The sequence below is a fragment of the Kosakonia pseudosacchari genome, assembly GCF_015167415.1.
Classification (GTDB): domain Bacteria; phylum Pseudomonadota; class Gammaproteobacteria; order Enterobacterales; family Enterobacteriaceae; genus Kosakonia; species Kosakonia pseudosacchari.
Window position 1 is genome coordinate 3,203,957 of record NZ_CP063425.1, and the last position, 22,806, is coordinate 3,226,762.

Below are 22,806 nucleotides of genomic sequence, written 5' to 3' on the forward strand. Positions count from 1 at the left end.
AGGAGCCCCTGATCTTAAAGGTGCAAAGACGCAAGACGGAGAATTTCGTTTTGCGTTGTCGTTTTAGTATCAACAATTCCGGAAACAAGGCCATTGCTCATTACCAGAATACGGTCAGTGATGCCTAACAACTCAGGCATTTCAGAGGAAATAATAATGATCCCCTTATTCTTTTTCGCCAGTTCGGCAATCAGTTGGTAAATTTCAAATTTCGCACCAACGTCAATACCACGGGTCGGCTCATCGAGCATTAAAATTTCCGGCTGAGTTAATAACCAACGGCCGATAATAACTTTTTGCTGGTTACCACCGGAAAGCGATCCAATTTGTGTACGGTGCCCAGGCGTTTTAACACGCATCGAGTCAATAACCCACTGGGTATCGCTCTTCATGCGGCTATTATCCAGTAGACCAACCTTATTTTTATAATTCTGAATATTGGAGATAAGGGAGTTAAAACCGATATCAAGATAAGCATAAATACCGGTAGAACGGCGCTCTTCAGTCACCAGCGCAAAACCATTATTAATGGCTTCATTGGCGTTGTGGTTATTAATCACTTTGCCATGCAATTTAATGGTGCCAGAGGATTTCTCGCGAATACCAAATAACGTTTCAACGATATCAGTGCGTTTTGCCCCGACCAGGCCTGCGATACCGAGAATTTCGCCTTTACGCAAATCAAAGGAGATATCGCGAATAGAGGGCTGGCGCAACGAGGTGAGATTACGCACTTCCAGAATGGTTTCACCCGGTACGTTGTGCTTGTCCGGGAAGCGCTGGTTCAGGGAGCGGCCAACCATCATGGCGATGATCTTATCCATATCCAGCCCTTCCAGCGGCTGGGTGGCGATCCATTGACCATCACGCAAGACCGTAATTTCATCGCACAGCTGGAATATCTCTTCCATTTTATGGGAGATATAAACAATACCGCAGCCACGCTCTTTCAGCTTACGAATAATTTTAAACAGATGATTGACTTCTTTTTCCGTCAGCGAAGAAGTCGGCTCATCCATAATGACAATTTTGGCGTCATAAGAGAACGCTTTGGCAATTTCAATCATCTGCATTTGCGATACAGATAATGTTCCCACGCGTGCTTTAGGGTCGATATCAATATCCAGCTCATCAAAAATGGCTTTGGTATCGTGGAACATTTTATCCTGATCGACAAACATGCCTTTGGTGGGATAACGCCCCAACCACATATTGTCCATCACGGAACGTTGCAACACCAGGTTGAGTTCCTGGTGAACCATCGAAATACCATTTTCCAGCGCTTCTTTCGCGGAATGGAAATCGATCTCTTTCCCCTGAAAAAGAATGCTACCGGAATCTTTTTGATAGATCCCAAAAAGACATTTTAATAATGTTGATTTCCCCGCACCGTTCTCACCCATTAATGCATGGATAGAGTGCGGACGGACTTTCAAATTGACATTATCGAGTGCCTTTACGCCTGGAAAAGACTTGTTGATATTGCTCATTTCCAACAAGAATTCACCTGACGACTGAGTATTATTGCTGACCATAATTATACCTTGTTGGCCTGGCATATCGTGTTATAAGGGCGCAACAGTCGTTGCGCCCAATGAGAACATGCTTTCTTAATATTATTTACCGGCGATTTCAGCCAGGTTGTCTTTATCTACACCAACGTAAGGAATACGAACAATTTTATTGTCGATTTTCCAGTTGGTGCCATCTGCCGCGCCTTTGCCTTCGGCAAGGTTTTTCGCCAGATCAAAGCTTGCTTTCGCCTGGTTGTTCGCATCGTTCAACACAGTACCGGCCATAGCACCGGATTTCACCAGCGCCAGCGCTTCTGGCAGCGCATCAACGCCAAATACCGGAATAGCAGATTTATTGTGTGCTTTCAGTGCTTCAACCGCGCCCATTGCCATCGCGTCGTTGTTAGCGATAACCACTTCAATTTTGTTAGCGTTCGGACCAGAGAGCCAGGCGTCCATTTTGTCTTTCGCCTGAGCGGTATCCCACATCGCGGTATCCAGAGCCAGCTGCTGGGTTTTAATGCCCTTATCATTCAGCTCTTTGATAACGTAAGTGGTACGTGCTTCAGCATCCGGGTGGCCCGGCTCGCCTTTCAGCAACACGTACTGGATCTGACCATCTTTATTCAGATCCCAGGCCGGGTTTGCCGCCCAGTGTTTAGCAATCAGGTCGCCCTGAATCACGCCGGATTCTTTGGAATCGGTACCCACGTAATAGGCTTTATCGTAGCTATCCAGCGCTTTACGAGAAGGTTCTTTGTTGAAGAAAACAACCGGAACGTTTTGACCACGCGCTTTCTCAATCACCGTACCTGCCGCTGCCGGGTCAACCAGGTTGATCGCCAGTGCTTTTACGCCTTTCGCCAGCAGCACGTCGATCTGGTCGTTCTGTTTGGATTGGTCATTCTGCGAGTCGTTCATCAGCAGCTGAACATCTGGCGCTGCTTTGGCGTCTTTCTCAATAGCCTTACGGACAACGGACATAAAGTTGTCGTCATATTTATAGATGGTCACACCAATGCGGGTATCCGCTGCGTGTGCGGCTGCGCCAAAAAGCATGCTTGCCATAACAGCAGACAGAGTCAACACCTTCTTATTCATGGTATCTCCGGTTTTTTTATATGCAGGGTAGTTCTTGTGAATAATGCTCGGCGGGTCAGTTGTTACGAAGACGTTACTGCCGACCGAAGTTCACTCTAAAAATCCATTCGTCCGTGTCCGGGTAACGCTCCAGAAGTTCGCTTTCTTCGATGTTTCAAAGCGCTCACTTGTAGTGAAAGTGATTAATCACCGTTACATCGTGTTTCAGCTTCTAAAACGCTGACATCATAGTCAGCGCCTTGTTAAGATACTGTGAATTTACTCACAGATTGAAAACGGTTACATCATCGAAGTTTATAAGTTAGTGATCGGTGCCACAGTTTGCCGCGAGGTCACCGAATGGCGGCGTACCAGCGTCGGCATAAAACAGTGCGCAGCCTCTGGATCCAGCTTGTCCGCGGCTCCCTGCAACGCCAGCTCGGTCGCCAGTCGCGCCATTGAGGCGACCGGGTAACGCACCGTCGTTAGTTGCGGGTCGGTGTAACGCGCAATGGGAATATCATCGAAACCAATCAGTGATAAATGCTGTGGCACCGCAATGCCGTTGTCTTTCAGCGCCGTCAGCGCCCCCGCCGCCATGCTGTCGTTATAGGCAAAGACGGCGGTGAGTTGCAGGTTGCGCCCCAGCAATTCCACCATCGCCGCTTCACCGCCTTGCATGTCCGGCGAACCGGTGCCAACCCAGCTGTCCGGGGCGTTAATCCCCTGCTCTTCCAGCGCGCGGAACCACCCTTCACGGCGCATATCGTTGTCTTCAATCTGATGGCTGGACGCCAGATAACCGATGCGCTGATGGCCGTTATTAAGCAACATGCGCGTCGCCATCACCGCCCCGCTGACGTTATCAAGGCAGACGCAGCGGTGAGCATAGCCTGGCACCAGGCGGTTGATAAGCACCATGCCGGGGATCTGCTCCATAAAGCCTGTCAGCTCTTCATCGCTGAGGGCTTTTGAGTGAACAATCAGGGCGTTACAACGTTGGCGGATCAGGACTTCAATAGCGTGACGCTCTTTTTCCGCCTCGTGATAACTGTTGCCTATCAGCACATATTTTTGGTGCTGCTGCGCAACCGTATCCACCGCTTTCACCAGCGCACCGAAAAAAGCATCAGAGACATCCATCACCACCACACCAATGGTGTCGCTAACCTGCGTCGCCAGCGCCTGGGCGTTGGCATTCGGGCGATAACCCAGCTGGGCGACGGCTTTCATCACCGTTTCGCGCGTTTCCGGGCTGACCAGCGCGCTGTTATTGAGCACGCGGGACACCGTCGCGACAGAGACGCCCGCATGCCGGGCAACGTCACGAATGGTGATCATTTTTACCCACCTTTTCTGGATTGCGGCAGTTCACAGCCACCCCCTGTGTTAAGTAAGGAGGCTATTCTGGCAGCGAGCAGGCGATAGCTACGTGAGTGACATCACATGAATGGAAACGGTTACATCCGTTTTGTTAATGATTGTGATCCAGATCGTTATCTGGATGTGCGTGCTAATGATGTCCCTGCAGCACGTGCGGTCAATTGCCGCCATAACCACTCCATTGGCCCCTGGCGAAAATGCCTGAGCCAGAAGAGGGAAAAGAGGATGTTCACCGCCCACACCGCAGGCACAAAGGCCAGCAGTTGCAAGCGATCGAACTGCATAAACAGCCCGAAACGATTGAATAAGGTGATACAGATTACCGTTTGCAGCAGGTAGTTAGTGAGCGCCATGCGTCCAACGCAGGCAATGGCATTGACCAGTTTGTAACCACAGATCTGCGGCCAGAACCCCCACGCCAGCGCCGCATAGCCCACCGCCTGTAACGGCGCGCCAAGCTCGCGCGGCGCTTGCAGAAGAAAAGCGCACCAGCGATACGACCAGCCAAGCTGCCACTGAGCAATTATCGCCGGAATGTTGATCAGAAGCCCTAAGCTAATCAGCAGCACACCCGTTCGGCGGTAATGGCGCAGGCTGAATTGCCCTTTCAGCCAGCCGCTGCGCATCAGCGCCGCGCCTGTCAGCATCAGGCCCGCCAGTTGCCAGCCATATTGCGCGCCCAGTGCCAGCAGCGCGTTAGAGAGCATATCCGCGCGATTACTGATGGCCTCGCCGATGCCGCCGCTGACTCGCCACCAGGTTTCGTACTGCACATTCGCCGCATCCGGCAACCAGGAGCGGTTCGGCTGCGAACCCGAAATCCCCCCCAGCAACAACAAAACGGCAATGCCAATCAGGTACAGCACCACGCCGGTGTTAAACATCGTTTTCACGTTCTGCGCGTCACGCACCATGCGCCAGGCAATCAGCCCCACCAGCCCGTAAGCCAGCAGAATATCGCCATCCCAGAAAAAGAGACCATGAATGAAACCGAGCAGCACCAGCAGCGTCAGGCGCGACTGGATCCAGCGCTTACCGCGCGGCAGCAACATTTGCAGACCCGCGCCGAACAAAATGGCAAACAGCGAGAGGAATTTTACCTGCGCGAAGAGATCGAGCAGCGCCCAGGTCCAGGCATCTGACGCCGTGATGTCGCCGTACCAGGCTGGGTTAAGATAGGCCGCCTTGGGCAAACCAAAGGCGGTGATATTCAGTAAAAGAATACCGAGAATGGCGATGCCACGAATAAAATCCAGCGTGACATTCCTCTCCATGTCGGCGGCTCCGGCGAATTAGTTAGTGTGGCGGACGGCGCGCAGGAACTCCTGGCGGGTATTCTGGCTCGACTTGAACAAGCCGCCGAGCGAGGTGGTCGTCGTCGCGCTGGTCGCGTCGCGGATGCCGCGCGCTTTCACGCAATAATGCACCGCATCAATAGAAACCGCGACATTGTTGGTGCCAAGCAGTGTTTGCAGTGCGGTAAGGATCTGCTGCGTCAGTCGCTCCTGCACCTGCGGGCGCTGCGCGAAGAATTGCACGATACGGTTGATTTTCGACAGGCCAATCACTGAATCCTTCGGAATATAGGCAACGGTGGCTTTGCCGTCGATAGTGACAAAATGGTGTTCGCAGGTGCTGGTCAGCGTGATATCGCGCACCGTCACCATCTCATCGACTTTCATTTTGTTTTCAATGACGGTGATCTTCGGGAAATTGGCGTAATCGAGGCCGGAGAAGATCTCATCGACATACATTTTGGCGATGCGATGCGGTGTTTCCATCAGGCTGTCATCATTCAGATCGAGATTCAGCAGTTGCATAATCTCGGTCATATGGCCGGCGATAAGACGTTTACGGGATTCGTTATCCATTTGCACCGGTGGGCGCAGCGGCGTTTCCAGACCACGGGCAACCAGAGCCTCATGAACGAGCGCCGCTTCTTTACTGAGTGATGACATGTTTTTTATTCTCCTGCAGGTGTGGCGAACTTCGCGTTGTTAACGCAAAGTGAGCGAACATTGTGCGTGAGGTCGCGCACATAATCCAGCCCCGGCGGCGATAATTATTGAAATCGCTGCCGCCTTTCAGTTCGTGCGTTTCCAGACCAGAACCCCGCCAATAACCAGGGCAATTGCCGCCACGCCAAGCGCCGGTTCCAGCCGCTGCGTAAGCCAGGTGGAAAGCGCGGACGTCATGGGTCCCACCAGTTGCCCCATCGCATAACCGGTGGTCAATAACCCGGCCATATAGCGTGTGTGATTGGGGGCGAGCTCGCGTCCATACAGCAGTGAAAGTTGCACGGCGCAAAGAAATCCGCCGCCCACCAGCAACGCACCGCACACCAGCCCGCTCATCCCTGGTAGCAACCATGCCGCCAGTACGCCCGCGCCCTGTAGCCACAGCACGACTGCCAGCCGCTGATGGCTGTGACCAACATGGTGCAGCAGAATACTGAGTGCTATCCCCACCACCGCTGCGGCACCGAATACCGGCCAGACAAACTGAGCAAACAGGCTACCAGGAAAGCGCAGCGCCGCCATTTGCGACAGAAAGGTCGCCGGTAAGATATAGCCAAACCCGGCGAGGCTATAGCTCCACACCAGCCGTTTAAGATCGGGGGTTAACTGTAACGGCTGCGGCTTTTCTCCCGGCCGATGCCACTCACCAGGACGCGGCAAATAGCGAGCAATCAACGCCACCAGCAGCAGTGCCAGCACGCCATACACCTGCCAGGCAGATGCAGCACTTAACCCTTTTGCCTGGATCGCCACCGCCAGCAGGCCGCTTAAAGCAATGCCCGCCCCCGGCCCGGCGAAAACCGCGGCGCTCAGTCCTGGTTTTCCGGCATGCGCCAGCCGCTCGTTGGTCCAGGCGGCAATCAGCACCATCGCCCAGCCGCTCATGGCGCCAATCACCAGGCGCAATGCGCCGTGAATCACGGCGTTATCCGCAAGCGAAGAGAGAAAGGTCAGCGCCACCGCGCCGCCAATACCAAGATAAAGACGGACTTCGATATGCCGCTGCGCGCGCATTGCGTCCCAGGCACCAAGCAGATAACCGAGGTAGTTAATCGCCGCCACCAGCCCGGCGCTGGTCAGAGTCAGTTGCCCGTCGCGGATCATTAACGGCACCTGCGGCGTGAAGGCAAAACGCCCGATGCCCATCGCGACCACCAGCACAATAAACCCACAAAGCGCCACACGTTGCGCCATTAGCGCCCCCAAATGTTAACGTAAAGTTATGTTTATGATGCAGTATGTTGCGTTTATGCGGAAGTGAAAGTTACTCACAGCAAGGGGAATAGCCTGTATGATGAAAGGAAGTCACCTTACTTTGTCTGTAAAAATTCTAAGGAGCCCCGCATGGAAATGCTTGAAGAGCACCGCTGTTTTGAAGGCTGGCAACAGCGCTGGCGCCACGACTCCACCGTACTGAACTGCACGATGACCTTTAGCATCTTTTTACCGCCGCACTACAGCGCAACACCGCCGCCGGTGCTGTACTGGCTTTCCGGTCTCACCTGCAATGATGAAAACTTCACCACCAAAGCTGGCGCGCAACGCGTGGCCGCAGAATTAGGTATTGTGCTGGTAATGCCGGATACCAGCCCGCGCGGCGACGATGTGGCAGATGCAGAAGGCTATGACCTCGGCAAAGGCGCAGGTTTTTACCTCAACGCCACCGAGCAGCCATGGGCGGCGCACTATCGTATGTATGATTATCTGCGCGATGAACTCCCTGCGCTTATCCAGTCGCAATTTAAGGTCAGCGACCGCTGCGCGATCAGTGGCCATTCGATGGGCGGTCACGGCGCGTTGATCATGGCGCTGAAAAACCCAGGCCGTTACACCAGCGTTTCCGCCTTCGCACCAATCGTGAACCCAATACAGGTTCCGTGGGGACAAAAAGCATTTCGCGCCTATCTGGGTGACGACGCGCAACAATGGCGTGAGTGGGATAGCTGCGCGCTGATGCTGGAAAGCAATGAAACTGACGCGATCCCAACACTTATCGATCAGGGTGATAACGATCAGTTCCTGGCCGATCAGTTACAGCCCGCGCGGCTGGCGGAAGTGGCGCGGCAAAAATCCTGGCCGCTGACGCTGCGTATCCAGTCCGGTTACGATCACAGTTACTTCTTTATTGCTGCTTTTATAGAAGATCATCTGCGCTTCCATGCGCAGCATCTGCTGAAATAGCAGTAGCCCCGGCAATGCATTCGCCGGGGTTTAAGTGCTAGTTCTGCATCTGAGAAGCTCTACTTTTTGCCGCGACCTTTTTGGTGAAGAAAACGAGGTTCCCTTTATATTCGGAATTCGGCGCAGTGCGTTTTGCAGGATAATCCCAGTAGCCTGCTTTCGTTGTGGTAATACCGCTTATGTTATTTTGATTTTTATCATCAACAATGAGATCCTGGCTAACCAACACGGTTTTCCCCATTCGTAGCAAGTCCATCGCGGTCATGCGCACACAAACATCTTCAAGCTGCCCCATTAAAACTATTGGATTATCGGCGAATTTTGCCAGGAACTGACTGGTTGTCATTATTCTGTCAGCATTATTCACACCCGCAACTTCTTGCGTTGAAATATCCATACCCGGCGTAAACAAGCTTTCCGATTTTTTCAGCATTCTCCATGAGTCAGGCACCGACTCCATCGGGTTGCGGAGCTTACTGTAAGTCTTCACTTTATTTGTCAGACTTTCCATACTTTCACCTTTTGGTATGCCCTTCATCGCACTGAATAAATAATTAACGTCAATCATCGGCAATTTCTTTTCTTTAGCGAAATTGATTATCTCGATATGCCGGCGTTCCGTTTCAGGGTTGGTTCTTACCTTTCCTTTATTAAATAAAGCCTTAATGCCGGTACTGGCTGTTTGTAATCGCTGCATATCTATCATCATAAAAACGGGAGTTTGTTTCCGGGCGACTAAATCTGTCACCACTTTTTGCAACGTTTCAAAAGGCTCTTCTGTAGAAATAGACCAACTTTGTTGCCCAGGCTTCGTCATTTCCTCATTGAATCTTTCACTTAAAACATTGCCGATTATGCTTGCAGGGTTTTCATTCGGTTGCAGACCATTATTATCCCGATAGCGAACAGGATTATTTCTGACCATCCTGAACAGGTTCAGTCCGTCGATACCGCCCGCCGGGTCTGCCGAAAGCCATCTGCCCGCCCACGGCTGATAATAACGGTAGCCGTAGTAATAGAGCCCGGTTGCGTCCAGTTCCTTGCCGGAATAACGAATGGTTTTGTAATCCGCCTCCAGCTGGCTGCGTGCGGCAAACAGTGCCGTGCCGCCGTAGGGGTAATACTCCTCCTGGCTTATAAGCTCGCCGCTGCTGTCCACTTCGAGGCTGCTGCTGCCGGTGAGATTGTCATAGCTGTAACGAATCTGGTCATTACTGATGCTGTCAGGCTGCCCGCTTTCCCAGTGTAAAACCCGCACCTGGGCGCGACCGGCAACACCAACAGTGATGACCTGCAATTCTTCGGCTGCGCTGCTGCGCAGTTCGAGACCCGGCAGGTAAATCACCCGTTTTGTCTGTGTGCTGTTGCCGGTCAGTTGTGAGGTGGTTTTGACGATGCGCTGGCTGGCGGCGTCGTAACGGTAGCTTTCTTTGTCATCGGCTGCGCCGTCGCGGGTGACGGGCGTGACCTGCTGTAATTCCTGGCGCGGCGTCCATACCAGCGACTGTCCCGGTAAAAGCTGTTTCTGCTGACCGCCAGCGGTAAACAGCGCCTCCACATCCGCCGGATTTTCCGTAAACGTGCTGAGCACCGCGCGATTGCTGCGGTCGCTGACTGTCATTGATGTCGTGTAGTTATTGCCGGATGCGGGCGCGCTGTGCTGAATTTTCGTCAGATTACCGGCGTTATCGTAGGTGTACGTGCGGGAGTAGTTCGTGTAGGTGGCGTCGTCAAAAGAGGAGAAATCAGGCCGGCTGCTGTTCTGCTGTACCGCGTTCGCCATTTCACGCCCGGTCGCGCTGATAAGCTGGTACAGGCTGTCGTAGGTGTAGCGGTTTTCGGGAACGACTTCCTGATTGCGCCAGAAGCGCGTCTCCTCGGCATCGTTAGTGATAACCAGCACATTGCCCACCGGGTCGTACTCGTAGCGCAAATCCTGCAGCACTTTCGCGGCTGTAATGCGCTCGGTTTTAATCCCCACCAGACGTTGCGTTTCGGCTTCATAGGAATACGTGGTCACCACACCGTTGCCGTGCTCCTCGCGCAGTTTCTGCCCGGCGGCGGACCAGGCCAGGGATTTCACGATGACCTGCTCTGTCCCACCATTTACCGCCAGCCAGCTGCCTTTCAGCAGCCCCGCCACGTCATACGCCACGCGCTGGACATTGCCTTTCGCGTCGGTGGTGGTCAGTACATTACCGGCGGAATCCACCGTGCTGGTAGTGGTGTAGGTTTCCCCCGCCAGCAGGTCGTTCCATGCAGACGCATCCGCGCCCTGCCAGTCGGCTTCTGCATCATCAGGCAGCAGCTGGCGGGTGACAGAAAGCGGCACGCCGCTCAGGGAAATGCTGTTGGTCGACAGCAGGCCTGCCGGGTCATAGTGGCCGACCAGTTGCCCGGCCAGGTTGTGGTTCTGTTCATCTGCGGAATTACCGCCCCGGATAAACCGCTCCGTGACGTGCGCGCTGTCGCCGGCAGCCTGCTCGGTAATGCCCAGCAGCCGCCCCGGCAGGCTGGCATCTTCATACTGAAAGGCACGGGTGACGGTGGCGCTGCGGTCATTACCCGCGCCAATATTGCTGACCTGCAAAACAGTCCGCCCGGCGGCGTCGTTCAGGACAACGGATGTGCCCGCATCGGCGCTTTGCGTACGCAGCGGCGTACCACCGAGATCACTGATAAAGACAAAATTCGCCAGCCCGGCGGCATACAGACGCGGGTCGGCACTTTGTGACGGCAGACCGCGCGCATCGAACTGATGGCGCGTAATGCGCTCATCGGTGACGTCCGGAGTGTCTGGATGGCGGTGATATGCCATTTCACGAACCGTCAGGCCACGGTTGTCAAAAACCGTGACCGACGGAGTTTTACTGTAAAGAAACGTGCTCATAGGATTCTCCATTTGCGGGTAGATATCAGGAGAAGTATAGGTACGCGCAGGCGCGTATAGAGGCTAAAGCCGGGGGTGATAATGCGAAATCATACCCCGGCGGCTTTTTGCCCCGCCACCGGGGAGTCTGTCAGAAGCGGTAATCCAGCGCCATAAAGTAGCGGCGGCCATCTTCGTTGTAGCTGTAATCGTCGCGGCGCAAATCTTTATCGCCAAGGTTGAGCACACCCGCGCGTAGCTTGACGCTTTTCGTCGCCTGCCATGCGCCGCCCGCATTCCAGATAACGTAGCCGCCCGGCGTTACGCCCTGCGATACGGAGCGTTTTTCCCCGCTGTAGTTGGCGGAAACATAGAATGACCACGCCGGGTTTGCTTGCCAGTCCAGCGTGCCGTTGGCGGTGTGGAACGGCAGATCCTGCAACGGTTTATTGCCGCCACCGCTCAGGTTACGCCCATCGTTATAGGTGTAATTCAGCGTCAGCTTCCATGCTTCATCGAACGGGATTTTCACCTCGGTTTCCACCCCCTGAATTCGCGCTTTATCCACGTTGTAGTATCGGAATACCGGCACCCGCACGCCGCTGGCATTACGCTCAAAACCGACGAAGTTAGCGTAACCCGGTGCTTCGCTCAGGCTCGACGTACGGCTGATATTGATCATGTCGTCGATATTGTTCTGGAACGCCGTTACGCTGCCCTGCACGCCTTCCAGCCAGCCCGCTTCCCCGCTGTAGTAAAGGCCGAGCTCGAAACTTTCGCTGGTCTCTGGTTTCAGCTCCGGGCTGCCAACAATGCGACAGCCGCCACGACATGAGTTGGTAGCCCAGTCCGGGCTGAGCTGCAACAAAGAAGGCGCTTTAAATGCCGTCGCCCAGCCGCCTTTTACGGTCAGCGTATCGGTGGCGCTGTAAACCAGGTAAGCACGTGGGCTCCAGTGATCGCCATAAGTGTCGTGGTCGTCCATACGGACACCGGTGGTCAGCGCCAGTGGTTCGAAAATGCGCCACTCATCTTCAACAAACAGTGCGTACTGGCTGGTCGAGGTTTCACTGCTGTTGCCGCCAGTCAGGTTAACAGGATCTTTTAACGTGTCGTGACGCCACTCGCCACCCAGCGTAACAAGCTGATTATATTGCCCCAGCGGCAGCACCACTTTGCCATCGAGCGTGTTGCTTTGCGAACGGATTGCGCTGCTGTTGCCCGGGTTTTTGTTATCGATCTGTTCGCCGTAGAAACGCAGCTCACTGTTTGCCACGCCCCAGCGGCCATTGTGCGCCAGCGAGTAGTTTTGCCGGTCAAGGCGGTTTTTATCCAGCGAATCCGAGTTTCTGTCCTGGCGGTCGTAGCCATATCCGGCGGTAAAATCGTGATCGTCGCCTGGCGTCCAGACAAACTCAACGTTGCCATCACGGCTGGTGAAACCTTCGATACGCGGCGACTGACCGCTGGCGTCCGTTTGCGAGCTCTGCTGTTCATCTTTTTCGCGTTTCGCCACGCTGCCAAAGGCTTTCAGCCCAAGCACACCATCAATTAGCGGGCCACTGGTGTAGAACTGGCCGTTCCAGGTGTCACCGCGATCGCGGTGCTCCTGAATAGTGCTATCCGCAGTGATAGTGCCGGTCCAGTGCTGGCCGATTTTTTTCGTGATGATGTTCACCACGCCGCCGAGCGCGTCCGAACCGTACAGGGAAGACATCGGGCCGCGCACCACTTCAATGCGCTCAATGGCATCGACCGGGATCCAGTTAAGATCAAAATCGTTATGGCGGAAAACCGCATTGCGGGAGTTGACGCGCTTGCCGTCAATCAGGATCAGCGTGTAGCTACTGTTGAGGCCACGCAGACTGACGCCTTTACGGTTGTCCCCTTCGTTGGTGAGCTGAACGCCAGGCACCTCTTTCAGCACATCTTTCAGGTTTTGCACCGGCTTACGCTGTAAATCTTCCTGCGTGATCACGCTAATACTGGCCGGAGCGTCTTTCAGGTTCTGCTCCGTTGCCGACGCGGTGACCACCAGCGTTTCGCCATTCTCTGCGGCCATTACCGGCAGCGCCAAAGAAAATGCGGACGCGCAGAGGCCTCCCCGGACAATGGGATTCAAGGTAAACATTCCGTAACTCCATGAGGTAACTACAAAAATTGCGAAGAATATTGCTCACATACTGCAAAACACGTCAGCGTTACATTGACTCTGACGGGGAAAATGAGTGGCATTCGGGCACAGAAGGCCCAGGGAGATACCCTTTTTATTCAGGCACTTACCATAATGCAAACGATAATGATTATCAATTTCGAAAAATTAAAGTTATGTAAATAATCGCAGCGGGAGGGAACGTTGGCAGGGCAAAAAAAAGCCCTCCATACAGAGGGCTAAAGAGTGAATTTATTTCGTGAAACGTTCCGGAAACTCCATTTCACTATAACGCACGAAACGGGTTCCTTTAGAAAATTTATAGCCTAACCAGATAATAAGGAACAGCGGGATACCGATATACGTCGCCGCAACGGCGCCCCAGTCAATGCTGTCTGCCAGGAAAGCCTGATAGTTCTGCCCAAGCGTGATGATTAGGCACAGGACGAAAGCGAAAATCGGCCCCAGCGGGAAGAAACCTGAACGATACGGCAGGTTATCCAGCGAATGCCCCTGCGCCACATAGCCACGACGAAAACGGTAGTGGCTAATGGCAATGCCCAGCCAGGCGATAAAACCGGTCATCCCGGAGGTGTTCAGCAGCCATAAGTACACGGTCTGGTTGCCAAACATGGAGGTCAGGAAGCACAGCGCAGCAATCACCGTGGTGGCATACAGCGCGTTACGCGGTACACCGCCTTTCGATAATTTCGCGAAAATGCGCGGCGCTTTGCCATCACACGCCAGCGTGTAGAGCATACGCGTGGAGGCGTACATTCCTGAGTTGCCTGCCGACAGCACCGCCGTCAGGATCACCGCGTTCATCACCGCCGCCGCAGAGAGCAGACCCGCATGCTCGAACACCAGCGTAAACGGGCTGACGCTGATATCTTTCACGTCGTTACGCAGCAGGCTCGGATCGGTGTATGGAATAATCAGGCTGATAATCAAAATCGCGAACACATAGAACAGCAGAATACGCCAGAACACCTGGCGCACCGCGCGCGGAATGTTCTTCTCCGGATCTTCCGATTCACCCGCCGCGATACCAATCAGCTCAGTCCCCTGGAAAGAGAAACCGACGATCATTGCCACACCGATCATGGCGGAAAAACCACCGGCAAATGGCGCATCGCCAATCGCCCAGTTGCTCCAGCCCGCCGGTTTTTCCCCCTGGAAAATACCGACAATCATCATCACGCCGACAATGATAAAGATAATGACGGTAGCTACTTTAATCAGCGAGAACCAGTACTCCGCTTCGCCAAAGCCTTTCACAGAGATGTAGTTAAGCAGGAAAATCACCGCGAGGAACAGCGCGCTCCAGATCCAGCCCGGCGTATCCGGAAACCACCAGGTCATCACTAATTGCGACGCCACGAGGTCAACGGCGATGGTCACCGCCCAGTTGTACCAGTAGTTCCAGCCCAGCGCGAAGCCGAAACCCTCTTCAACATATTTCTGACCATAAGTGGAGAACGAACCGGAAACCGGCATAAACGCCGCCAGTTCACCCAGGCTGGTCATCAGGAAATAGACCATCAGGCCAATCAGAATATAAGAGAACAGCGCGCCGCCAGGGCCCGCTGAAGAAATGGTCGCCCCTGATGCGACAAACAAACCTGTACCGATGGAACCGCCAATGGCGATCATCGTCAGATGACGCGCTTTGAGTTCTCGACGAAGCGTGGGCGCTTCTGTGGTTTTAGTTTCGGAAACCATAAGAAAATGCTATCCATCCAAAAAATGAGGCGCGATTGTAGCAAACGAAACGCCGGCCTTCCGGCATAAAACGCCTCTTATTAGAGACCTTCATGATCGGCAACGGATTATAAGTAAAGCAGTGAATGGCAGATGTTGCGAGGCACAAAACAGGCTCCCGCGCGGATGCGGGAGCAGAAAGATTAATTCAGACCGCGTACTGAGGCGATAAACTGCTGCAGTTCCGGTGTTTTCGGCTGCGTAAAAAAGGCTTTGCTGTCGCCCTGCTCCCAGACTTTTCCCTGATGCATAAACACCACGCGGTCACCCACTTCGCGCGCAAAATTCATTTCATGGGTCACCAGAATCAGCGTCATCCCCTCGCGGGCAAGCTGCTCCAGCACGCGCAGCACCTCGCCGACCAGTTCCGGATCCAGTGCCGAGGTAATTTCATCGCACAGCAGCACTTTCGGTTTCATCGCCAGCGCACGGGCAATCGCCACACGCTGCTGCTGACCGCCGGAAAGATTGGCGGGATAGTAGTCGATACGCTCGCCGAGCCCCACTTTTTCCAGCATCTCGATAGCCAGCCGACGGCACTCGTCAGCAGGTAATTTCAGCACCCGGCGCGGCGCCAGCATCACGTTTTCCAGCGCTGTCATATGCGGGAACAGGTTAAAGCTCTGGAATACCATGCCCACTGAGCGGCTGATCTCACGCGCCTGCGATTCCCGGTCAGTTACCGTCATACCGCCCAGTTTAATACTGCCATCCTGGTAGCCTTCCAGCCCGTTCATACAGCGCAGTAAGGTGCTTTTGCCCGAACCGCTGCGGCCAATGATCGACACCACTTCGCCCATTTCAATGTCGAGGCTTACGCCCTTCAGCACATGGTTGTCGCCATAATATTTCTGCACTTCATTAATGGTGATGAGCGGCATGGAATTTCTTCTCCAGATAACGGCTGTAGCGCGACAGCGGATAACACAGCAGGAAGTAGCCTAACGCCACCAGGCCAAACACTTTAAACGGCGCGAAGGTGACGTTGTTAAGCATGGTGCCGGCTTTGGTCAGTTCGACAAAACCGATAATCGACGCCAGCGCCGTGCCCTTAATCACCTGCACGGAAAAGCCCACCGTCGGCGCAATGGCGATTCGGATGGCCTGTGGCGCGATCACGCGAAATAGCGTTTGACCAAAACTCAGCCCCAGGCAGCGGCAGGCTTCCCATTGCCCTTTTGGCAGCGCGTTAATGCTGCCGTACCAGATATCAAGCAGGAAAGCGCTGGTAAACAGCGTTAGTGCCAGCGTCGCCGCCGTCCACGCGCTGACGTCAATACCAAACAGCGCAAGGCCAAAAAAAGCCAGGAACAGTTGCATCAACAGCGGCGTGCCCTGAAATAACGCGGCATAGGCGCTGATAAACCGTTTTGGTAAGCGCCAGCGGCTAATGCGCAACACCAGCAGCGGCAGCGTTACCAGCGTGCCGCAGATGAAGGCGATCAGCGACAGCAGCACCGTCCAGCGCGCCGCCAGCAGCAGGTTGCGCAGAATATCCCAGTCGGTAAACGTACTCATCAGCTCTCGCTCCCCAGCCATTTGCGTCCAATTGCCAGCAGCAGCTGGCGCATCAACAGCGACAGCATCAGATACAGCAATGTGGTGACAAAATAGACTTCAAAACTTAAAAATGTGCGCGACTGAATCAGGTTGGCCATAAAGGTCAACTCTTCATAAGAGACTTGCGACACCACCGAGGAGCCCAGCATGACGATAATGCACTGGCTCACCAGCGCCGGATAAATGCGTTTCAGCGCGGGAGGCAAAATCACCCGTAAAAAGGTTTGCGATTTGCTGAGCCCCAATACGCGGGCCGCTTCCCACTGCCCTTTCGGCGCCACCTGGATCCCGGCGCGGATAATTTCCGTGCTGTAGGCACCGAGGTTAACCAGCATGGCGATCAGCGCCGCTTCACCGGCGGTGAGTTTCAGCCCGAGCCCTGGTAAACCAAACACAATAAAGAACAGCTGCACCACAAAAGGCGTGTTGCGGATAAGCTCAACGTACGCGCCCCAGATGGCACTCAGCACGCCGGGTTTACCGCTACGCAGCGCCGCACCGACGATGCCTATCGCCACACCGCCAACCGTCGCCAGCGTGGTTAAGGTCACCGTGGTCCAGAGCCCTGCCAGCAGCTCCGGCCAGAACGGCCAGAGCGCGGCGAAATCAAGCGATGTCGTCATGCGTTACGCGCCAAAATTGGCCGGTAATGGCGCCTGCATCCATTTCTGTGACAAGCTATTGAGCTCGCCCTCTTTCAGCGCCTGCTCTACCAGCTTGTCGACTTCCGCTTTCAACGCGGGTTCGTTTTTCATCAGCCCGATATAGCACGGCGAATCTTTCAGCATAAACTGGCTGACCGGCGCTTTTTGCGGGTTCTGCCGCGCAATCGCCGCCACGACAACGTTACCGGTGGCGAGATATTGCACCTGGCCGGACATATAAGCAGACAGCGTGGTGTTGTTATCTTCGTAGCGCTTCACGTCGGCATCTTTCGGCGCGATGTCGCTCAGCACCATATCTTCCACGGCACCGCGTGTAACGCCGATGGATTTGCCGCTTAACGCTTTCGCATCGGTCACGGTGGCCTCTTTCGGGCCAAACACGCCAAGGAAGAACGGGGCATAGGCGCGGCTGAAGTCGATCACTTTTTCGCGTTCCGCATTTTTGCCAAGGCTGGAAATGACGAGGTCAACTTTATGCGTTTGCAGGTACGGCACACGGTTAGCGCTGGTTACTGGCACCAGTTGCAGTTTCACCTTCATACCTTTTGCCAGGTATTCGGCCATATCGATGTCGTAACCCTGCGGTTTGAGATCGGTGCCTACAGAGCCAAACGGCGGGAAATCTTGCGGCACCGCGACACGCAGTACGCCGCGCTTCTGAATATCCTGTAATTGATCCGCCATAGCCTGCGAGGCGCAAGCCAACATTACTGTCGCCACCGCTGCTGCTTTCATCCACGTTTTCATCATCAACACCTCATCACTCATGAAACAAAAGATTCTTTGAATCACTTTCTGCAACTAATGTGCCAGAACGATATATTCTGACGGAGCGTGATATACAGGAGGTTTACGGCGTGAACCGAAGGTTGCAGCGCTGCGTCTGCACCACCAAAACGGTGCAGACGCCTGCTGATGGTGCAATCAAATCTCGCAGTAGCGAATAAAGCGGTTTAATGCGCTGGAGAGGTGTTTCTGACGGTGGTGGATACGCCACAACGTGCGCACCAGACGCGGCAGCGGGATTGGCACTTCCACTAAGCTGCCTGTTTCAAGCTGTTCGGCAATCACGCGCCGCGACAGGCAGCTAATGCCCAACCCGTGGCGCACCGCGTGCTTAATGGCTTCTGAGTTGCCAAGTTCCATACCCAGATGAAATTGCGGCAGATGCGAGAGGAGTAAATAGTCGACGATTTCGCGCGTGCCGGAGCCGCGTTCACGCAGGATCCACGGTGCAGCGGCGAGTTGCTCCAGCGTCACGCGCCCTTGCAGCAGCGGCGATGACGGCGGCGCGAACACCACCAGTTCATCTTCCAGCCATGGCTCGGCGATAATCTCCGCCGTGTGGCACGGGCCTTCGATTAAACCGATATCGACGCGGAAATCTGCTACCGCGTTGATCACATCCTGGCTGTTGCCCACGCTCAGTTCCAGCGGCAGATCGGGAAAATCGCGGCGGTAGTGGGCAATCACCTCCGGCAGGATGTAATTACCAATGGTGCTACTGGCGAATACGCGGATAGCGCCGTTATCTTCGCGAAACAGCTGCTCGATCTCCGTCGCCTGCTCCAGCGCTGCCAGCGCGCGGGGATAAAGCAAACGTCCATGTTCATTCACCACCAGCCGTTTGCCTACGCGGTCAAACAGTTGCACACCCAGTTGCCCTTCAAGATCGGTTAGCGCAGCGCTTACCGCAGATTGCGAGAGCGCCAGTCGCTGTGAGGCCTGCGTAGTGGAGCCGCTTTTCAGCACTTCAGCAAAGACTTCAAGCTGGCGTAACGTTATATGCATAGAGGTCACTTACCACTTATAAAGATTGATTATAAATATATAATCAATTTTACCTTTAAGCCAGTTCGCCTTAACCTTTTCTCCATTGAAAGGAGAAGGTTATGACAGAAATCACGTTACAGACTCGACGCCATCCGGCCTGGCACTTTGTTCCTGGCTTGCTGTTGACCGGCCTGATTACCGCCGCCGCATTATGGCTTGGCGCTATCCCGTCGGTCGCGGGCCTGGGGCTGAGCGCCTTAACGCTGGCTATTCTTATCGGCATGCTTCTCGGCAACACGCTCTACCCGACATGGCACCACCGTTGCGACAGCGGCGTGCTGTTCGCCAAACAGCACCTGTTACGACTGGGGATTATTCTTTATGGTTTTCGCCTGACGTTTTCGCAAATTGCCGACGTGGGGGTTAGCGGTATCGCCATCGATGTGCTGACGCTATCGAGTACTTTTTTGCTGGCCTGCTTTCTTGGGCAAAAAGTATTCGGGCTGGATAAAAAAACCAGCTGGCTGATTGGCGCAGGCAGCAGTATTTGCGGTGCGGCAGCCGTGCTGGCAACCGAACCGGTGGTCAAAGCGGAAGCCAGTAAAGTGACCGTAGCGGTCGCCACAGTCGTGATTTTCGGCACGCTGGCAATTTTTATCTACCCGGCGCTCTACCCGCTGCTTGCACAGTGGTTCAGCCCGGAAACCTACGGTATCTGGGTGGGTTCAACGGTACATGAAGTGGCGCAAGTGGTTGCCGCCGGTCATGCCATCAGCCCGGAAACGGAAAATGCCGCCGTGATTGCCAAAATGCTGCGCGTGATGATGCTGGCTCCGTTTTTACTGCTGCTGGCCGCACGCGTAAAACAGCTCAGCCCGCAGCAAGGCGCAGAAAAAAGCAAGCTGACGATCCCGTGGTTTGCGCTGGGCTTTGTGGCTGTCGCGGTGTTTAACTCATTTCATCTGTTGCCAGCATCGGTAGTGAACACGCTGAATACGCTGGATACGCTGCTGCTTGCCATGGCGATGGCGGCGCTGGGGTTAACCACACACATCAGCGCGCTGAAGAATGCCGGGGCAAAACCGCTGGTCATGGGGCTGATTCTGTTTGTCTGGCTGATTGTCGGCGGCGGTGCCATTAACCTTGCAGTTCATCACCTGATGGCATAAACCACTACATCTCCTGCCTGTTGACCCGCTATGATGAGCGTTTTTCCCCTGGCGGGTTTAACAGGAGTTTTTATGAAATACATTGGTGCGCATGTGAGCGCCTCCGGCGGCGTGGCGAATGCCGCCATTCGCGCGGCAGAGATTGGCGCGACCGCCTTTGCGCTGTTTACCAAAAATCAGCGCCAGTGGCGGGCCGCGCCGCTGAGTTCGGAAACCATCGACGAATTCAAAGCCGCCTGCGAAAAATACCACTTCACACCCGGCCAGATCCTGCCGCACGACAGCTACCTGATTAACCTGGGCCATCCGGTGGCCGAGGCGCTGGAAAAATCCCGCGACGCGTTTATTGATGAGCTGAGCCGTTGCCAGCAACTGGGGCTGACGCTGCTGAACTTCCACCCCGGCAGCCATTTGATGCAGATCGACGAAGATAAATGCCTGGCGCGTATTGCCGAGTCCATCAATATTGCGCTGGCACAAACCGAAGGTGTTACCGCCGTGATTGAAAACACGGCCGGTCAGGGCAGCAATCTGGGGTTTAAGTTCGAGCATCTGGCGGCGATCATTGACGGTGTGGAAGACAAATCCCGCGTTGGTGTGTGCATTGATACCTGCCATGCGTTTGCCGCAGGCTATGATTTGCGTACTGAACAAGCCACAGCAGACACCTTTGCGGAATTCGAACGTGTGGTTGGTTTCCAGTATCTGCGCGGTATGCATCTGAATGATGCCAAAAGCACTTTTGGTAGCCGCGTTGACCGCCACCACAGCCTCGGCGAAGGTAATATCGGGCATGACGCGTTTCGCTGGATCATGCGCGATGCGCGTTTCGACGGTATTCCTATGATTCTGGAAACCATTAATCCGGATATCTGGGCTGAAGAGATTGCCTGGCTGAAGGCGCAGCAGACCGCTGACGCCACCGCATAAAAAAAGGGCCGCTTAGCGGCCCTTCTCATTTCCCGGGTGTCAGCAATTTCTTATGCTACTTTCGCTACGGCTTCTGTTTCCGGCCGTTTCAGGAAGGCATACACCAGACCCGCCAGCAGCGTACCCGCTACGATAGAGAGCAGGTAGCCCAGCACCGGCGTGATAGCGCCTGGGATCAGCAGCACAAACAGACCACCGTGCGGTGCCATCAGTTTCGCGCCAATCGCCATGGAGATAGCGCCGGTCAGCGCACCGCCGGCGATACAGCACGGCAGAACACGCATCGGGTCACGGGCGGCAAATGGAATAGCCCCTTCGGAGATAAAGCACAGACCCAGTACCAGTGCCGCTTTACCACCTTCACGTTGACCTTTGTCGAACTTGTTGCGGGCAACAATGGTCGCCAGACCCATCGCCAGCGGCGGCACCATACCGGCAGCCATAATCGCCGCCATCGGTGCGTAAGTTTGCGTACTCAGCAGACCCACACCAAAGGCGTATGCCGCTTTGTTGACCGGGCCACCCATGTCGGTACACATCATGCCACCGAGGATAGCACCCAACAGGACGGCGTTAGCCGTGCCCATGGTTTGCAGCCAGGAGGTCAGACCCGCGAGGATTTTCGCCACCGGCGTACCGATCAGGTAAATCATCGCCAGACCGACAATCAGGCTGGAAACCAGCGGAATGATAAGAATCGGTTTCAGCGCTTCCATACTCGGCGGCAGCTTCAGGCCTTTACTGATGCCTTTCGCCAGATAGCCCGCGAGGAAACCGGCAATGATACCGCCGATAAAACCCGAACCGGTACTTACCGCCAGCATACCGCCGATTAAACCCGGGGTCAGACCCGGACGGTCAGCGATGGAGAATGCGATAAAGCCCGCCAGCACTGGCACCATCAGGGCAAAGGCTGAACCACCGCCAATTTTCATCAGCGCGGCTGCCAGTGTGCCTTCTTCTTTAAACGCGGTAATACCGAATGCGAAGGAGAGTGCAATTAACAGACCACCCGCTACCACCATCGGCAGCATGTAGGAAACGCCCGTCAGCAGGTGACGGTAGGCACCCGCGCTCTCTTTCTTACCTTCAGCAGCATCAGCAGAAGGTTTACCCGACGGCTGATAAGGCTTCGCTTCCGCGACGGCTTTATCCAGCTCTTGCGCGGTTTTCTTCAGCGCCAGGCCCGTTGTTGTACGATACATCGGCTTACCGGCAAATTTTGCCAGGTCTACTTCGATGTCAGCGGCAACCACCACCAGATCCGCCTGCGCAACCTCTTCCGGAGTGATGGCGTTGCCCGCACCCACGGAGCCACGGGTTTCCACTTTCACCCACCAGCCGCGTTTTTTCGCTTCGGTTTCGATAGCCTCCGCCGCCATAAACGTGTGTGCCACACCTGTCGGGCAGGCGGTGACCGCAACAATGCGTTTCGGGCCACTACTGGTAACGGCAGCCGCCGTTGCAGCAGGTGCGACATACGCCGATGCGTGGTTTTTCGCTTCGCTCAGGAACAGTTCCGGGTGGGCGACTGCGCGATTGATATCGCCCAGCCAGACCTTTTTCCCGTCCAGCGCACTGTCGCCTGGCAGCTTGCTATCCAGCACGATAGCCAGTTCCGCTTCGCCTGGGTTATCAATAAATTGCAGATTTGCTTTCTGCGCCGCCGCGCCCAGCAAGGTCTTCGCCATATAGGCGCGGGCCTGCCCGAGTTCGGAGTCGATTATCAGCAGCGTTTTCATTATGCCTCT

Annotated in this window: 18 protein-coding genes; 3 read left to right on the plus strand and 15 right to left on the minus strand. The window is 54.7% G+C overall.

Annotated features, from left to right (window positions below; all coding sequences use genetic code 11):
* Positions 1–14: 14 nt before the first annotated feature.
* From mglA to IP581_RS15140, 6 genes are all read right to left on the minus strand, one after another.
* On the minus strand, positions 15–1,535 hold the full coding sequence (mglA, locus tag IP581_RS15115; protein WP_086868193.1) for a galactose/methyl galactoside ABC transporter ATP-binding protein MglA: 1,521 nt from the start codon (positions 1,533–1,535) through the stop codon (positions 15–17).
* 81 nt (positions 1,536–1,616) lie between these two features.
* Positions 1,617–2,615, minus strand: a complete 999-nt coding sequence (mglB, locus tag IP581_RS15120; RefSeq protein WP_086868191.1) for a galactose/glucose ABC transporter substrate-binding protein MglB — start codon at positions 2,613–2,615, stop codon at positions 1,617–1,619.
* 294 nt (positions 2,616–2,909) lie between these two features.
* Positions 2,910–3,935 (minus strand): HTH-type transcriptional regulator GalS, encoded by a 1,026-nt coding sequence (galS, locus tag IP581_RS15125; RefSeq protein ID WP_097399390.1) that lies wholly within the window; start codon positions 3,933–3,935, stop codon positions 2,910–2,912.
* Positions 3,936–4,090: 155 nt separating this feature from the next.
* A complete protein-coding gene (gene yeiB, locus IP581_RS15130; protein WP_193820758.1) occupies positions 4,091–5,251 on the minus strand; it encodes a DUF418 domain-containing protein YeiB in 1,161 nt (386 codons plus the stop codon).
* A gap of 18 nt (positions 5,252–5,269) precedes the next feature.
* Positions 5,270–5,935 carry a GTP cyclohydrolase I FolE gene (folE, locus tag IP581_RS15135; RefSeq protein ID WP_017459784.1) on the minus strand — a complete coding sequence of 222 codons (666 nt, stop codon included), beginning with the start codon at positions 5,933–5,935 and terminating at the stop codon, positions 5,270–5,272.
* Between the two features lie 126 nt (positions 5,936–6,061).
* On the minus strand, positions 6,062–7,189 hold the full coding sequence (locus IP581_RS15140) for a YbfB/YjiJ family MFS transporter (protein ID WP_193820759.1): 1,128 nt from the start codon (positions 7,187–7,189) through the stop codon (positions 6,062–6,064).
* A 150-nt stretch (positions 7,190–7,339) separates the two neighbouring features.
* On the opposite strand from IP581_RS15140, the gene fghA reads away from it, so the two are divergent.
* A complete protein-coding gene (fghA, locus tag IP581_RS15145) occupies positions 7,340–8,176 on the plus strand; it encodes an S-formylglutathione hydrolase (protein ID WP_086868185.1) in 837 nt (278 codons plus the stop codon).
* A gap of 37 nt (positions 8,177–8,213) precedes the next feature.
* Here the strand turns inward: fghA and IP581_RS15150 are convergent, their stop codons facing one another.
* The 8 genes from IP581_RS15150 to yieE all read right to left on the minus strand — a co-directional run bounded on the left by IP581_RS15150 (position 8,214) and on the right by yieE (position 18,974).
* Positions 8,214–11,066 carry an RHS repeat protein gene (locus tag IP581_RS15150; RefSeq protein WP_193820760.1) on the minus strand — a complete coding sequence of 951 codons (2,853 nt, stop codon included), beginning with the start codon at positions 11,064–11,066 and terminating at the stop codon, positions 8,214–8,216.
* Positions 11,067–11,196: 130 nt separating this feature from the next.
* Positions 11,197–13,176 carry a catecholate siderophore receptor CirA gene (gene cirA / locus IP581_RS15155; RefSeq protein ID WP_193820761.1) on the minus strand — a complete coding sequence of 660 codons (1,980 nt, stop codon included), beginning with the start codon at positions 13,174–13,176 and terminating at the stop codon, positions 11,197–11,199.
* Positions 13,177–13,449: 273 nt separating this feature from the next.
* Positions 13,450–14,919, minus strand: a complete 1,470-nt coding sequence (locus IP581_RS15160; protein ID WP_017459778.1) for an amino acid permease — start codon at positions 14,917–14,919, stop codon at positions 13,450–13,452.
* A 182-nt stretch (positions 14,920–15,101) separates the two neighbouring features.
* Complete coding sequence (locus IP581_RS15165; RefSeq protein WP_086868180.1) at positions 15,102–15,839, minus strand: amino acid ABC transporter ATP-binding protein; 738 nt, start codon at positions 15,837–15,839, stop codon at positions 15,102–15,104.
* Positions 15,820–16,476 (minus strand): amino acid ABC transporter permease, encoded by a 657-nt coding sequence (locus tag IP581_RS15170; protein WP_097400434.1) that lies wholly within the window; start codon positions 16,474–16,476, stop codon positions 15,820–15,822. The genes IP581_RS15165 and IP581_RS15170 overlap by 20 nt, the downstream gene beginning before the upstream one ends.
* Entirely contained in the window at positions 16,476–17,141 is a 666-nt protein-coding gene (locus IP581_RS15175) for an amino acid ABC transporter permease (protein WP_097400433.1), read from the minus strand. The genes IP581_RS15170 and IP581_RS15175 overlap by 1 nt, the downstream gene beginning before the upstream one ends.
* Positions 17,142–17,144: 3 nt before the next feature.
* On the minus strand, positions 17,145–17,930 hold the full coding sequence (locus IP581_RS15180) for a transporter substrate-binding domain-containing protein (RefSeq protein ID WP_193822710.1): 786 nt from the start codon (positions 17,928–17,930) through the stop codon (positions 17,145–17,147).
* A gap of 177 nt (positions 17,931–18,107) precedes the next feature.
* Entirely contained in the window at positions 18,108–18,974 is an 867-nt protein-coding gene (gene yieE, locus IP581_RS15185) for a DNA-binding transcriptional regulator YeiE (protein WP_097400432.1), read from the minus strand.
* A gap of 101 nt (positions 18,975–19,075) precedes the next feature.
* Between yieE and IP581_RS15190 the strand changes: the two genes are divergently transcribed.
* Positions 19,076–20,125: a YeiH family putative sulfate export transporter gene (locus IP581_RS15190; RefSeq protein ID WP_193820762.1), complete on the plus strand. Its 1,050-nt coding sequence runs from the start codon at positions 19,076–19,078 to the stop codon at positions 20,123–20,125.
* 72 nt (positions 20,126–20,197) lie between these two features.
* On the plus strand, positions 20,198–21,055 hold the full coding sequence (gene nfo / locus IP581_RS15195) for a deoxyribonuclease IV (RefSeq protein ID WP_086868172.1): 858 nt from the start codon (positions 20,198–20,200) through the stop codon (positions 21,053–21,055).
* A 50-nt stretch (positions 21,056–21,105) separates the two neighbouring features.
* On the opposite strand, the gene fruA is transcribed toward nfo, so the two are convergent.
* A complete protein-coding gene (gene fruA, locus IP581_RS15200) occupies positions 21,106–22,797 on the minus strand; it encodes a PTS fructose transporter subunit IIBC (RefSeq protein WP_193820763.1) in 1,692 nt (563 codons plus the stop codon).
* Positions 22,798–22,806 lie beyond the last annotated feature (9 nt).

What these genes read in the sequence shown, in the direction of transcription:
- mglA (WP_086868193.1), bottom strand. Translation starts at nt 1,535, where the DNA reads ATGGTCAGCAATAATACTCAGTCGTCAGGTGAATTCTTGTTGGAAATG.
- mglB (WP_086868191.1), bottom strand. Translation starts at nt 2,615, where the DNA reads ATGAATAAGAAGGTGTTGACTCTGTCTGCTGTTATGGCAAGCATGCTT.
- galS (WP_097399390.1), bottom strand. Translation starts at nt 3,935, where the DNA reads ATGATCACCATTCGTGACGTTGCCCGGCATGCGGGCGTCTCTGTCGCG.
- yeiB (WP_193820758.1), bottom strand. Translation starts at nt 5,251, where the DNA reads ATGGAGAGGAATGTCACGCTGGATTTTATTCGTGGCATCGCCATTCTC.
- folE (WP_017459784.1), bottom strand. Translation starts at nt 5,935, where the DNA reads ATGTCATCACTCAGTAAAGAAGCGGCGCTCGTTCATGAGGCTCTGGTT.
- IP581_RS15140 (WP_193820759.1), bottom strand. Translation starts at nt 7,189, where the DNA reads ATGGCGCAACGTGTGGCGCTTTGTGGGTTTATTGTGCTGGTGGTCGCG.
- fghA (WP_086868185.1), top strand. Translation starts at nt 7,340, where the DNA reads ATGGAAATGCTTGAAGAGCACCGCTGTTTTGAAGGCTGGCAACAGCGC.
- IP581_RS15150 (WP_193820760.1), bottom strand. Translation starts at nt 11,066, where the DNA reads ATGAGCACGTTTCTTTACAGTAAAACTCCGTCGGTCACGGTTTTTGAC.
- cirA (WP_193820761.1), bottom strand. Translation starts at nt 13,176, where the DNA reads ATGTTTACCTTGAATCCCATTGTCCGGGGAGGCCTCTGCGCGTCCGCA.
- IP581_RS15160 (WP_017459778.1), bottom strand. Translation starts at nt 14,919, where the DNA reads ATGGTTTCCGAAACTAAAACCACAGAAGCGCCCACGCTTCGTCGAGAA.
- IP581_RS15165 (WP_086868180.1), bottom strand. Translation starts at nt 15,839, where the DNA reads ATGCCGCTCATCACCATTAATGAAGTGCAGAAATATTATGGCGACAAC.
- IP581_RS15170 (WP_097400434.1), bottom strand. Translation starts at nt 16,476, where the DNA reads ATGAGTACGTTTACCGACTGGGATATTCTGCGCAACCTGCTGCTGGCG.
- IP581_RS15175 (WP_097400433.1), bottom strand. Translation starts at nt 17,141, where the DNA reads ATGACGACATCGCTTGATTTCGCCGCGCTCTGGCCGTTCTGGCCGGAG.
- IP581_RS15180 (WP_193822710.1), bottom strand. Translation starts at nt 17,930, where the DNA reads ATGAAAACGTGGATGAAAGCAGCAGCGGTGGCGACAGTAATGTTGGCT.
- yieE (WP_097400432.1), bottom strand. Translation starts at nt 18,974, where the DNA reads ATGCATATAACGTTACGCCAGCTTGAAGTCTTTGCTGAAGTGCTGAAA.
- IP581_RS15190 (WP_193820762.1), top strand. Translation starts at nt 19,076, where the DNA reads ATGACAGAAATCACGTTACAGACTCGACGCCATCCGGCCTGGCACTTT.
- nfo (WP_086868172.1), top strand. Translation starts at nt 20,198, where the DNA reads ATGAAATACATTGGTGCGCATGTGAGCGCCTCCGGCGGCGTGGCGAAT.
- fruA (WP_193820763.1), bottom strand. Translation starts at nt 22,797, where the DNA reads ATGAAAACGCTGCTGATAATCGACTCCGAACTCGGGCAGGCCCGCGCC.